Below are 12,434 nucleotides of genomic sequence, written 5' to 3' on the forward strand. Positions count from 1 at the left end.
GAGCGGCACGACCTTGTCGGGCCTCGGAGAAGCCATGTCTGAGAACAAGCAGCCTTTATCCGCCAGCGAACCCGCCAAGGCTTTGTGGATGTCCACTTTTGCCTTCACCATCTGTTTCGCCGTCTGGACGATCTTTGCGATCATCGGCATCCGCATCAAGCAGGACCTCGCGCTGACCGAAGCGCAGTTCGGCCTCTTGGTCGGCACGCCCATCCTCACCGGCTCGCTGGTGCGCATCCTGCTCGGCGTCTGGACCGGGCGCTACGGCGGGCGCCTCGTCTATACGCTGACGATGCTGGCCGCAGCCCTTGCGACCTTTCTGCTCACCTACGCCACGACCTATCCGCAGATGCTGCTCGCCGGCCTCGGCATCGGTCTTGCCGGCGGCTCTTTCGCGGTCGGCGTCGCCTATGTCTCGCCCTTCTTTCCGCCGGAAAAGCAGGGCACGGCGCTTGGCATCTTCGGCGCCGGCAATGTCGGCGCGGCGGTGACGAAATTCGTCGCGCCCTTCGTCCTCATTGCCTCGGGCTGGCAGACGGTTGCCGAGATCTGGGCGGCCGCACTCGTCGTCACGGCGCTCGTCTTCTGGTTCACGACAAGCGACGATCCGGCCTTCCGCAGCCGCCGCGAGCGCCAGACGCCGAAGCGCAGCCTGCTCCAGGAATTCGCCCCGCTGAAGAACGCCCAGGTCTGGCGCTTCTCTCTCTACTATTTCTTCGCCTTCGGCGGTTTCGTCGCCCTCTCGCTGTGGCTGCCGCGTTATCTCGTCGGCGTCTACGGCTTCGATATCGCCGTGGCGGGCATGGTCGCAGCCGCCTACTCCATCCCCGGCAGCGTCTTCCGTGCCTTCGGCGGCGTGCTTTCCGACCGCAAGGGCGCGCGTAGCGTCATGTACTGGATGCTCGGCATCTCGGCGGTGGCAACACTGATCCTGTCGCTGCCGGCCGCCGGCGAGGGCCACGGCTTCGGCATCACGCCTGCCGTCTTCATCGTCACGGTCTTCGTGCTCGGCTTCGTCATGAGCCTCGGCAAGGCCGCCGTCTACAAGCACATCCCGGCCTATTATCCGGACAATGTCGGCGCGGTCGGCGGCATCGTCGGCATGGTCGGCGGGCTCGGCGGCTTCGTCCTGCCGATCGCCTTCGGCCTGCTCAAGGATGCGACCGGCCTGTGGTCGAGCTGCTTCCTGCTTCTCTTTGCCGTCGTCGTCGCATCGCTTCTGTGGATGCATCTCTCGATCCGCCAGATGGAGCGCCGCGCGCTCACCCTGCCGACGGCTGCTGCCGCGTAAACAGACAAGGACAGACCATGACCGAGAAACTCGTCATCATCGGCAATGGCATGGCGCCGGGGCGCATGCTGGAGCACCTGCTGGAAAAGGCGCCCGGGCGCTACGAAGTGACTATTTTCAACGCCGAACCACGCGTCAACTACGACCGCATCATGCTGTCGCCGGTGCTGTCGGGCGAAAAGGAATACGAAGAGATCATCATCCACGGCGACGGCTGGTACATCAAACACGGCATCACGCTCTACAAGGGTCATCGCATCGTCGCGATCGACCGCGATGCCCAAACCGTGACCTCCGACCATGGCGTGACCGAAAGCTATGACAAGCTGGTGATCGCGACCGGTTCGGTGCCCTTCATCCTGCCGGTGCCCGGCAAGGACCTGCCCGGCGTCATCACCTATCGCGATCTCGATGACGTGCAGGCCATGCTGCTCGCCGCCCAGTCGCGCGAAAAAGCCGTCGTCATCGGCGGCGGCCTGCTCGGCCTTGAAGCGGCCGCCGGTCTTGCCGGTCGCGGCATGGATGTCACCGTTCTTCACGTGATGCCGACGCTGATGGACCGCCAGCTCGATCCGGCCGCCGGCTACCTCCTTGAGAAGGAGCTGGAAGGCCGCGGCATCAAGATCATCTGCAAGGCCAACACCAAGGCGATCGTCGGCAACGGCAGGGTCGAGGGCATCGAACTCGACGACGGCCGCATCATTCCGGCAACGCTCGTCGTCATGGCCGTCGGCATCCGGCCGAGTGTCGGCCTTGCGAAGGAAGCCGGCCTTGCGATCAACCGTGGCATCGTCGTCGACCAGGGCATGCAGACCTCGGATGGCCGCATCTGGGCGCTCGGCGAATGTGCGGAAGCGGGCGGCATGGTCTATGGCCTCGTCGCGCCGCTTTACGAGATGGCCCGTGTCGCCGCCTCGCATCTGGCTGGCGACCGCTCCGCCGCCTTTGTCCATTCCGACACGCCGACCAAGCTCAAGGTCACCGGCATCGAACTTTTCTCGCTCGGCGACTTTGCCGATGGCGACGACCGCGAGGAGATCGTTCTGCGCGACGCCACGGCCGGTGTCTACAAGCGGGTGGTGCTGAAGGGAAACCGCATCATCGGCACGGTGCTCTATGGCGAAACCTCCGACGGTGCCTGGTTCAACGACTTGAAGAAGAAGGAGACCGATGTCTCCGAGATGCGCCAGACCCTGATCTTTGGCCAGGCCTACCAGGGGGGCGCTCCGCTGGACCCTATGGCGGCCGTTGCAGCCTTGCCGGATGATGCGGAAATCTGCGGCTGCAACGGCGTGTGCAAGGGCAAGATCGTTTCCACGATTGCCGACAAGGGCCTGACGTCGCTCGACGAGGTGCGCGCCCATACCAAGGCATCGGCCTCCTGCGGCTCCTGTACCGGCCTTGTCGAACAGCTGATGACGCTGACGCTCGGCGAGAGCTACAGTCCGGCCGCCGTCCAGCCGATGTGCGGCTGCACCGATCTCGGCCACGACGACGTACGTCGCCTGATCAAGGCCAAGGGCCTGAAGACCATTCCCGCGGTCATGCAAGAGCTGGAATGGAAGACCTCCTGCGGCTGCGCCAAGTGCCGCCCGGCGCTGAACTACTACCTCGTCTGCGACTTCCCCGACGAATATGCCGACGACTACCAGTCGCGCTTCATCAACGAGCGTGTTCACGCCAACATCCAGAAAGACGGTACTTATTCCGTCGTGCCGCGCATGTGGGGCGGGGTCACCAATTCCGGCGAACTGCGGGCGATTGCCGACGTGGTCGACAAGTTCGAAATTCCGCTGGTGAAGGTGACCGGCGGCCAGCGCATCGACCTGCTCGGCATCGAAAAGGAGGACCTGCCCGCCGTCTGGGCCGATCTCGGCAAGGCCGGTTTCATCTCGGGCCAGGCCTATGCCAAGGGTCTGCGCACAGTGAAAACCTGCGTCGGTTCGGACTGGTGCCGCTTCGGCACGCAGGATTCCACCGGCCTCGGCATCCGCATCGAAAAGTTCATGTGGGGTTCCTGGACGCCCGCCAAGTTGAAGATGGCGGTCTCCGGCTGTCCGCGAAACTGCGCGGAAGCCACCTGCAAGGATATCGGCGTCATCTGCGTCGATAGCGGCTTCGAGATCCATTTCGCCGGTGCTGCAGGGCTCGACATCAAGGGCACCGAAGTACTTGGCCTGGTGAAGACCGAGGATGAGGCGCTGGAGCATATCGTGGCGCTGACGCAGATGTACCGCGAGCAGGCGCGTTATCTCGAGCGCATCTACAAGTGGGCGAAACGCGTCGGCCTCGACGAGATCCGCCGCCAGATCATGGACGATACGGACAAGCGCAAGGCCTACTACGATCGCTTCGTCTTCAGCCAGAAATTTGCCCAGGTCGACCCCTGGTCGGAGCGCGTCTCCGGCAAGGACAAACACGAGTTCCGGCCGATGGCGACGGTCGGCTTCCCTCAAGCTGCGGAGTGAGATGATGGACATGACCTGGCACCCGATCGGCGACATCTCGGATATTCCGCTCAGAGGCGCGCGCTGCGTGAAGACGCCTCAGGGCAAGATCGCCGTGTTCCGCACCGCCGAAAACGAGGTCTTCGCCATCGAGGACCATTGCCCGCACAAGGGTGGGCCGCTGTCGCAGGGCATCGTCCATGCGAAGGCGGTGACCTGCCCCTTGCACAATTGGGCGATCTCGCTCGAAACCGGCAAGGCCCTCGGGGCCGACGAAGGCGCGGTGCGCACCATTCCGGTGCGCATTGACGGCGGCGCGCTGTTCATTGCGCTCGAAAGCCTGCTGATTGCGGCGGAATGACCATGGAAAAGGAGGTCAAGACCACCTGTCCCTATTGCGGCGTCGGCTGCGGGGTCATCGCGACGGTCGATCACAACGGCGCCGTCGCAGTGCGCGGCGATACCGACCATCCCGCCAATTTCGGCAGGCTGTGTTCCAAGGGATCCGCGCTCGCCGAGACCCTCGACCTCGATGGTCGGCTGCGGCATCCGGAGATCGGCGGATGCCAGGCTGGCTGGGACGAAGCGCTCGACCTTGTCGCTACGCGCTTTGCGGAAACGATTGCCGAACACGGGCCAGATTCGGTCGCCTTCTACGTCTCCGGCCAGCTGCTCACCGAGGACTACTACGTCGCCAACAAGCTGATGAAGGGTTTTGTCGGTTCCGCCAACATCGATACCAATTCACGTCTCTGTATGTCCTCGTCGGTTGCCGGTCATCGCCGTGCCTTCGGTTCGGATACGGTACCCGGGACCTATGAGGATCTGGAGCTGGCCGATCTGGTCGTACTCACCGGATCGAACCTTGCCTGGTGCCACCCCGTCCTCTACCAGCGCCTTGCCGCCGCCAAGGCGAAACGGCCGGGCCTCAAAATCGTTCTCATCGATCCGCGCCGCACCATGACGGCCGATATCGCAGACCTGCATCTCGCGATCCGGCCCGACGCCGATGTGGCGCTCTTCGTCGGGCTGTTCTCACATCTGGTTTCCAGCAATGCCGTCGACCAGAACTATGTCGCTGCGCATACGGCCGGCTTCGGTGATACCTTGCTCGCAGCCGGCGGTGTTTCGTTCGACGACGTGCTCGAGCGGACCGGCCTTCCGGCGATGCAGTTGCGCGAATTCTACCGGCTGTTTTCGACAACCGAAAAGGTCGTGACCTGCTACAGCCAGGGCGTCAACCAGTCCTCCTCGGGCACCGACAAGGTCAACGCGATCCTCAACTGTCATCTCGCGACCGGCCGCATCGGCCGGCCGGGCATGGGCCCGTTCTCGCTCACGGGCCAGCCGAACGCGATGGGCGGCCGCGAGGTCGGCGGGCTTGCCAATATGCTCGCCGCACACATGGCGATCGAAGATGCCGGCGACCGCGATCGCGTCCAGCGCTTCTGGCGTTCGCCGAAGATTGCCGAGAAGCCGGGGCTGAAGGCCGTCGATCTCTTCCAGGCGGTGGCAGACGGTCGCGTCAAGGCACTCTGGATCATGGCAACGAACCCTGTCGTCTCGATGCCGGATGCCGACGCCGTCGAGGCCGCGATCCGCGCCTGTCCTTTTGTCGTGGTCTCCGACATCCTGAAAGAGACCGATACCACCCGCCACGCGCATGTGCTGCTGCCGTCGCTTGGTTGGGGGGAAAAGAGCGGCACGGTCACCAATTCCGAGCGCCGCATCTCGCGCCAGCGGACGTTCCTCGCCGCACCGGGAGAAGCCCGGGCAGACTGGTGGCAACTGGCCGAAGTCGGCCGCCGCATGGGCCATGCCGCTGCCTTCGCCTACGAAGTGCCCGCCGCGATCTTCCGCGAACATGCCGCGCTCTCCGCCTTCGAAAACGCCGGCAGCCGCGATTTCGACATCGGCGCCCATGCCGACCTTGCGCTCGAAGACTACGACGGGCTGAAGCCTTTCCAATGGCCTCAGCCGGAGGGGCAGAAGCGCGCTGAAAGCCGTTTCTTTGCGGCGGGCAACTTCTATCACGCTGACGGCAGGGGCCGGTTCGTGGCGGTTCGACCGGCAGAGACCGACCGCACCAATGCCGATTACCCGTTCACGCTCAACACCGGCCGCATCCGCGACCAGTGGCACACGATGACCCGCACAGGCAAAAGCGCGCGCCTCTCTGCCCATATCGCCGAACCGTTCGCGGAACTGCACCCGCGCGATGCGATGGAAATCGGCGTCGGCAACGCCGGCCTCGTCGAGATCGAAAGCCCGCAGGGCAAAGTGGTCGTGCGCGCACTCATCACCGAGCGCCAGGCGCGCGGCAGCATTTTCGCGCCGATGCACTGGAACGACCAGTTTGCGGCCAAGGCACGCATCGATGTGCTCGTGCCGCCGATCACCGATCGTCTCTCGGGCCAGCCGGCATCGAAGAACGTTGCCGTCGCCGCGCGTATGTTCAAGGCGACGCACTACGGCTTTGCCGTCTCACTGGCAAAGCCGGTCGATCCGGATGCCGCCTACTGGGCGCTGGCGAAGGCGGCTGGCGGCTGGCGATTGGAACTGGCTTTTGCCGAGCCGGTGGACGACTGGGCCGGCTGGTGCCGCCGCGTTCTTGCGATCCCGCAAGGCGTAGAGCCGCTCGGCTATGCGGATGCACAGACCGGCGACATCAGGCTCGCCTTCTTCGACGGCGCACGGCTTCTCGCAGCCTTCTTCCTCGCGGGTGAACCGGTCGCCGTCGCACGCAACTGGGCGATCGCCCAGCTGGCCGCTGAGCATGCCAATCTGCGCAAGCGCTTCGCGCTCGTCGCCGGTCGGCCGGGAGCGGACAAGCCGGATCCCGGCGCCACCGTCTGCTCCTGCTTCGGTGTCGGCGTCAACCAGATCGTCGCGGCCGTACGCGGCGGCTGCCACAGCGTCGAGGCCGTCGGCGTCACGCTCAATGCCGGAACCAATTGCGGCTCCTGCCGCGCCGAAATCAGGGGGATCATCGATGGATGTCTTGCAGCAGCCGCAGAGTGACGGACCTGCCCGGATGGAAGCGCTCGCCAAGCTGCCCGTATTCTGGGCGCTGGAGGGCCGGCGCGTCGTGGTGGCCGGCGCAACGGACGGAGCGATGTGGAAGGCCGAACTGCTGGCCGCCTGCGGCGCGCATGTCGACCTTTACGCCGAAGGGGACGACGAGGCGCTCGCGACATTTGCCGGCCGTACCCCGCAACACCCCACCGCCATCATCAGGCTAAATCGCCGGCACTGGGCGCCCGCCGATCTTGACGGTGCCGCGCTCGCCGTCGGCGATTGCGAGGACGCGGCGGAGGCGCGGGCATTCTTCACGGCCGCCCGCGCGACGGGCGTTCCGGTCAACGTTATCGACAAGCCGGATTTCTGCGAATTCCAGTTCGGCTCGATCGTCAACCGCTCGCCCGTCATCGTTGCAATCTCGACCGATGGCGCCGCCCCGATCCTCGCCCAGACGATCCGCCGCAAGATCGAGACGCTTCTGCCGAAAAGCTTGAAGGCCTGGGCAGCGCTGGCCCAGGCTCTTCGCGGGGCGGTGAACCGCCGGATCGAGCCCGGTCCCGGGCGCCGCCTCTTCTGGGAGCGTTTTGCCGATCGCGTCTTTTCGACCATGGATACGCCGGAGGAGGGCGTAGGCGGGGTGCTTCTTGCTGATGCCGAAAGGCTCGCGGGAGCCCCCGCCATCGGTCACGTGACTTTGGTCGGCGCGGGACCGGGCGATGCCGAACTCCTGACGCTGAAGGCCGTGCGCGCGCTGCAGTCGGCCGATGTCATCCTTTTCGACGACCTCGTTTCTTCGGACGTGCTCGAACTCGCCCGGCGGGAGGCAAAGCGCATGCTCGTCGGAAAGCGCGGCGGCCGCGAAAGCTGCCGGCAGGAAGACATTAATGCCATGATGGTCAAGCTCGCCAAGGCTGGGAAACGCGTGGTGCGGCTGAAATCCGGCGACCCCATGGTTTTCGGCAGGGCAGGCGAGGAAATCGCTCATCTCGACCGCGAAAACATTCCCGTCGACGTTATCCCCGGCATCACTGCCGCAAGCGCCATGGCCTCCCGTCTCGGTCTGTCGCTGACCCATCGCGACTATGCCCAGTCGCTTCGGCTGGTGACCGGTCATTCCCGCCACGGCGGCCTGCCCGATGATGTCGACTGGGCAGGCATTGCCGATCCGCGCAGCACGGCAGTCTTTTACATGGGTGGCCGAACGGCGGGGCTGATTGCCGAAAAGCTTATCGGCGAAGGCCGTCCGCCTGAAACACCGGCCGTGATCATGAGCGATGTCAGCCGGCCGACGGAACGCAGCTGGCGCGGCACGCTCGCCACAATCCCGGAGGGTATAGTGGAGATCGGCTACGACAACCCTGTCCTCATCGCTGTCGGCGACGTGTTTTCAGCCCGGGACAAGCAGGCCCGATCGATCAAGCACACTCTCGCCGGAGCATGCTGATGGGCATCTCCCTGGTGTTCCTCGTTCTCGCCATCGGCCTCAGCTGGCCGCGTTTCAGGCTCATCTTCCTGGCTCAATCGAACGCTGTGTTGGCCGCAGCGCCCCTCACCATGGTTGCGAGTGCCGTGAACCTCTGCGCCATCGGCCTCGCCGTTGCGGAACACGGTCTGCTTCTCGGCGGATTGCTCATCGCCGGCGGCATCTTCCTGGCGAAAATAATGCAAGCCGTGCCATCGACGCCGCGCATCTTGGCCTCGGCCCTATGTCTTGCCGGCTACATCGAAATGACGATTACGGTCGTGGCGTGACAGGCTCAATGCTGCCCGCACGAGCAATCACCGGCGTCCGCTGTCGCACCAAGGGATATTCGAAGGCGTCGCCTCGTATCGACGTCCCGAATATCCCAAGGTCGCCACCGTAGGCTGGTTCTAAGCTCGCAGGCGGGTCACGGCCATACCCCAATTGAGGAATGACCGTCCGACGTCGGCCACCGAGGTCAGTGGACGGCCGTTTCCGATCTATCGCCGCTTTCGTCGAATACGACCGTCTCGCCGAGCGGGGTCGCTGCAATTGACCTGATCTCTTGGGCGAGCGACGCCAGCTTGCGGGCAATCTCCTGGAGTTCGGCGGTCGAGCCGGTGTCCTCGCAGGTCTCTTCAACGCTCCGTTCGTCCATGTGCTCTTCCTCTTTCGAGTGGACGCAGGAGCAAAGCATATTTCTAATTCACCATATAAGGCCACAAGCCGTCGCGCGTTCTTCGTGCGGCGCACAGCCATAGGTATAGATCGGTCGATGAGGTCGATTACACCTACTGTCGCAAACAACCCCATCTGCGGTCTCACAGGTCATCAAAACCTTGGAAGAGTGACATTCCGACGCTGCAAGAAGGGAAACTCGGCGACGTCAGGGTTTTCATCTGGATGCTAAATTGCTAGTTCTTTCTTTGTTCCTGCCTGTCTCTTGGATGCAAATCGATGCGGGCTGTGACGGAGTGCGACGAAAACGAACGGGAACGCATGAGCGCCGCCTATCTCGAAAAACTCAATGACCGCCAGCGCGAAGCGGTCGAGCACGGTATCGGCTTGCCGGAAGGACAGGTCGGCGGCCCGCTTCTCATCATCGCCGGTGCCGGCTCCGGCAAGACGAATACACTCGCCCACCGGGTCGCGCATCTCATCGTCAACGGTGCCGATCCGCGTCGCGTTCTCTTGATGACCTTTTCTCGACGCGCAGCGGCCGAGATGACCCGCCGGGTCGCGCGCATCTGCCGCCAGGTTCTTGGCGACAATGCCGCAGTCATGACGGACGCCCTCTCCTGGGCCGGCACTTTCCATGGCATCGGCGCCCGGATCCTGCGCATCTACGCCGAACAAATCGGTCTCGGCCCGGATTTTACGATCCACGACCGGGAAGACAGCGCCGATCTGATGAACCTCGTGCGCCACGAGCTCGGCTTCTCGAAGACGGAAAGCCGGTTTCCCACGAAAGGAACCTGCCTTTCGATCTATTCGCGCGTCGTGAACTCCGAAAGCTCGATTGGCGACGTGCTGAAGACGGCCTATCCCTGGGTCACCGGTTGGGACGAACAGCTCAAGGCGTTGTTTGCGGCCTACGTCGATGCCAAACAGGCGCAGAATGTGCTCGATTACGACGATCTCCTGCTCTACTGGGCGCAGATGGTTTCCGATCCGGAGCTTGCCGAAGATGTCGGCGGACGCTTCGATCATGTTCTTGTTGACGAGTATCAGGACACCAACAGGCTGCAGGCCTCGATCCTGATGGCGCTCAGACCCGGCGGCCACGGGTTGACGGTCGTTGGCGACGACGCCCAGTCGATCTATTCCTTCCGGGCCGCAACGGTTCGCAACATTCTCGATTTCCCGAGCGCCTTTTCGCCTGAGCCCGCCGACGTCATCACCCTCGACCGGAATTACCGCTCGACGCAGCCGATCCTCGCCGCTGCAAACGGCGTGATCGGCCTGGCGCGGGAGCGGTTTACCAAGAACCTCTGGACGGACAGGCAATCGGAGCAACGACCGTTGCTCGTCGCCGTCAAGGACGAAGCGGATCAGGCGGCCTATATCGTGGAGCAGGTTCTCGCTGGCCGTGAGATCGGCATCGCCTTGAAGCAGCAGGCGGTTCTATTCCGCTCGTCCAACCACAGCGGAACGCTCGAAGTCGAACTCACTCGGCGCAACATTCCGTTCGTGAAGTTCGGCGGCCTGAAATTCCTCGACAGCGCCCATGTGAAGGACCTGCTCGCGGTCCTGCGCTTCGCGCAGAACCCGCGTGACCGCGTCGCCGGTTTCCGGTTGCTACAGATGCTACCCGGTATTGGCCCGCAGACTGCCGGAAAGATCCTCGATGCGATCGCCGCCGATCCGGAACCGCTCGCAGCCCTTGCGGAGATCCCACCTCCCGCCAAGACCGGCGAGAACTGGACCGGCTTCGTCGATCTGGTGTCCGGCCTACGACGGGCCGAGCCTGGATGGCCGCAGGAGATTGGCGCTGCGCGCGCCTGGTATGAGCCCCATCTCGACCGGATCCATGAAGACGCCGATACCCGCAAGGCCGACCTGCTGCAGCTCGAGCAGATTGCCGGCGGCTACCAGAACCGCGAACGTTTCCTGACCGAGCTGACCCTGGACCCACCCGATGCCACCAGCGACCAGGCGGGCGTGCCGCTGCTCGACGAGGACTACCTGATCCTGTCGACCATCCATTCGGCGAAGGGTCAGGAATGGCGCTCGGTCTTCATGCTCAACGTCGTCGACGGCTGCATTCCGTCCGATCTCGGGGTGGGCACGACCGCCGAACTCGAAGAGGAACGGCGGCTGCTCTACGTCGGCATGACACGGGCACGCGATCATCTGTCCCTGGTGACGCCGCAGCGCTTCTTCACCCACGGTCAGAACGCCCAGGGCGACCGGCATGTCTACGCCTCGCGAACCCGCTTCATTCCGGCGACATTGCTGCAATTCTTCGAGACGACCAGCTGGCCGAAGATTTCGGCAAGCGCCAGCGAGCGAAGCGCCAAGCAGATCCGCATCGACGTCGGCGCCCGTATGCGCTCCATGTGGAAGTGAGCGAAGGCCGTCATGGACCGCACGTTCGTGCGACCACCCGCAGACGGCGCGAAGATTTGTTAGCCCGGCATGCTCGGCGGCGCGATAAACTGATAGTACGACCACACTGCAACCAGGACCGCGATCACTGCCAGCCAAATCAACGCCTTCCGCGGCACAGGCCTGGCCGGCTTCGCCTCCTTTTTCGGCTTTGGTCGTTCAAACTTGATGATGTTGTTGTCGTCCATCCGCTCCCACCCGGGTAAATTCGTATATGTTTCGGCGCGTTCAGCCGGCGCACCACTCGTGACGCGCCCCGCCTAACGTCCTGATTCGGCGTCAATAAGATGTAAAAGCAAGTTCGCGCCAATCCCGTTGAATCCACATGGCATTCCAACGCCGTCGTCAAGCCTTCAGGGCCAGGCGTTTTAATCAAGAGACGTCGTCATCAAGCCGCACCGTCGCGGCCGAGCCAGGGATCGGGGCCTGGATCGCGCCCGGAGGCCACCTGGCCCAAGCGCTCCAGATAATGCGCCCAGCCTTCCGCATGGCCGGCACATTGTTCGGCGCTGGGCAGGCCCGTTTGCGTGAGGCGCAGCAATGTTCCGGGCGGCTGCTCGATCAGGTCGATCTCGATCAGGCTCGAGCCGGGCGGCACGATGTCGCTGCCTTCCCAGCCGAAGCTGTAGGCAAGCCGATGCACCGGCACGACCTCGCGGAAAGCCCCGCGGGCAAAACGCGCGCCGGTCACGTTCACGAGGTAGAGGCCACCGGGCTCCGCCTTGGTGTCGGCCTCCGTTCCCATCCAGCGCAGGATTTTTTCCGGGTCGGTCAAGAGAGCGAACACTGCGGCGGGGGGCGCCGGAATCTGTGTTTCGCGGCGGACGACGAGGGCTTCTGGCATCGGTCTTCCCTTTGCTGATTGGCCTGCCCGCGGATTGCTAGCCTTCTGCGGGCTGCCGCAATCATAGGCCACCATTGCGGATGGCGCCACCGTTCGCCCCCGTTTTGCGCTCAGCGCGGCGGCGGCACGGGGCTTGTCGGCAAGGGCGGCGGCCCTATCCTCTTCGACATGGATTTGTCCGTCCCCCTTGCCTGGCTCGTGGACGAGGCGAGCGCCTCGCCGGAGCCGGACCGCTTCCTGTCCGACCTCGGCCGCCGGCTC

Annotated in this window: 10 protein-coding genes; 7 read left to right on the top strand and 3 right to left on the bottom strand. The window is 64.1% G+C overall.

Annotation, left to right across the window (positions count from 1 at the left end; all coding sequences use genetic code 11):
* Window positions 1–34: 34 nt before the first annotated feature.
* From L981_RS01655 to L981_RS01680, 6 genes are read left to right on the top strand one after another with little or no spacing between them, the layout of a single operon-like run.
* Window positions 35–1,291: a nitrate/nitrite transporter gene (locus L981_RS01655; RefSeq protein ID WP_043611134.1), complete on the top strand. Its 1,257-nt coding sequence runs from the start codon at window positions 35–37 to the stop codon at window positions 1,289–1,291.
* Window positions 1,292–1,308: 17 nt separating this feature from the next.
* On the top strand, window positions 1,309–3,759 hold the full coding sequence (gene nirB, locus L981_RS01660) for a nitrite reductase large subunit NirB (RefSeq protein ID WP_043611136.1): 2,451 nt from the start codon (window positions 1,309–1,311) through the stop codon (window positions 3,757–3,759).
* Between the two features lie 4 nt (window positions 3,760–3,763).
* Window positions 3,764–4,099 carry a nitrite reductase small subunit NirD gene (gene nirD, locus L981_RS01665; RefSeq protein ID WP_371258812.1) on the top strand — a complete coding sequence of 112 codons (336 nt, stop codon included), beginning with the start codon at window positions 3,764–3,766 and terminating at the stop codon, window positions 4,097–4,099.
* A 2-nt stretch (window positions 4,100–4,101) separates the two neighbouring features.
* On the top strand, window positions 4,102–6,759 hold the full coding sequence (locus tag L981_RS01670; RefSeq protein WP_043611137.1) for a nitrate reductase: 2,658 nt from the start codon (window positions 4,102–4,104) through the stop codon (window positions 6,757–6,759).
* Window positions 6,731–8,203 carry a siroheme synthase CysG gene (gene cysG, locus L981_RS01675; protein WP_043611138.1) on the top strand — a complete coding sequence of 491 codons (1,473 nt, stop codon included), beginning with the start codon at window positions 6,731–6,733 and terminating at the stop codon, window positions 8,201–8,203. The genes L981_RS01670 and cysG overlap by 29 nt, the downstream gene beginning before the upstream one ends.
* Entirely contained in the window at window positions 8,203–8,511 is a 309-nt protein-coding gene (locus L981_RS01680) for a hypothetical protein (protein ID WP_245281553.1), read from the top strand. Before cysG ends, L981_RS01680 begins: the two co-directional genes overlap by 1 nt.
* A 188-nt stretch (window positions 8,512–8,699) precedes the next feature.
* Here the strand turns inward: L981_RS01680 and L981_RS01685 are convergent, their stop codons facing one another.
* Window positions 8,700–8,879, bottom strand: coding sequence for a hypothetical protein (locus tag L981_RS01685; protein ID WP_043611141.1), 180 nt, complete (start codon window positions 8,877–8,879; stop codon window positions 8,700–8,702).
* A gap of 341 nt (window positions 8,880–9,220) precedes the next feature.
* Here L981_RS01685 and L981_RS01690 point away from each other — a divergent pair, with 341 nt between their 5' ends.
* Window positions 9,221–11,290: an ATP-dependent helicase gene (locus L981_RS01690; RefSeq protein ID WP_043611170.1), complete on the top strand. Its 2,070-nt coding sequence runs from the start codon at window positions 9,221–9,223 to the stop codon at window positions 11,288–11,290.
* 59 nt (window positions 11,291–11,349) lie between these two features.
* Here L981_RS01690 and L981_RS34945 read toward each other — a convergent pair whose 3' ends face one another.
* Both L981_RS34945 and L981_RS01695 read right to left on the bottom strand, forming a co-directional pair.
* The gene (locus L981_RS34945) at window positions 11,350–11,517 is read right to left on the bottom strand and encodes a hypothetical protein (RefSeq protein ID WP_197067085.1); all 168 of its coding nucleotides are present in this window, start codon (window positions 11,515–11,517) and stop codon (window positions 11,350–11,352) included.
* Window positions 11,518–11,717: 200 nt separating this feature from the next.
* Complete coding sequence (locus L981_RS01695) at window positions 11,718–12,173, bottom strand: SRPBCC domain-containing protein (RefSeq protein WP_043611143.1); 456 nt, start codon at window positions 12,171–12,173, stop codon at window positions 11,718–11,720.
* Window positions 12,174–12,434: the final 261 nt, after the last annotated feature.

The sequence above is a fragment of the Ensifer sp. ZNC0028 genome, from assembly GCF_000799055.1.
Lineage (GTDB): Bacteria > Pseudomonadota > Alphaproteobacteria > Rhizobiales > Rhizobiaceae > Ensifer.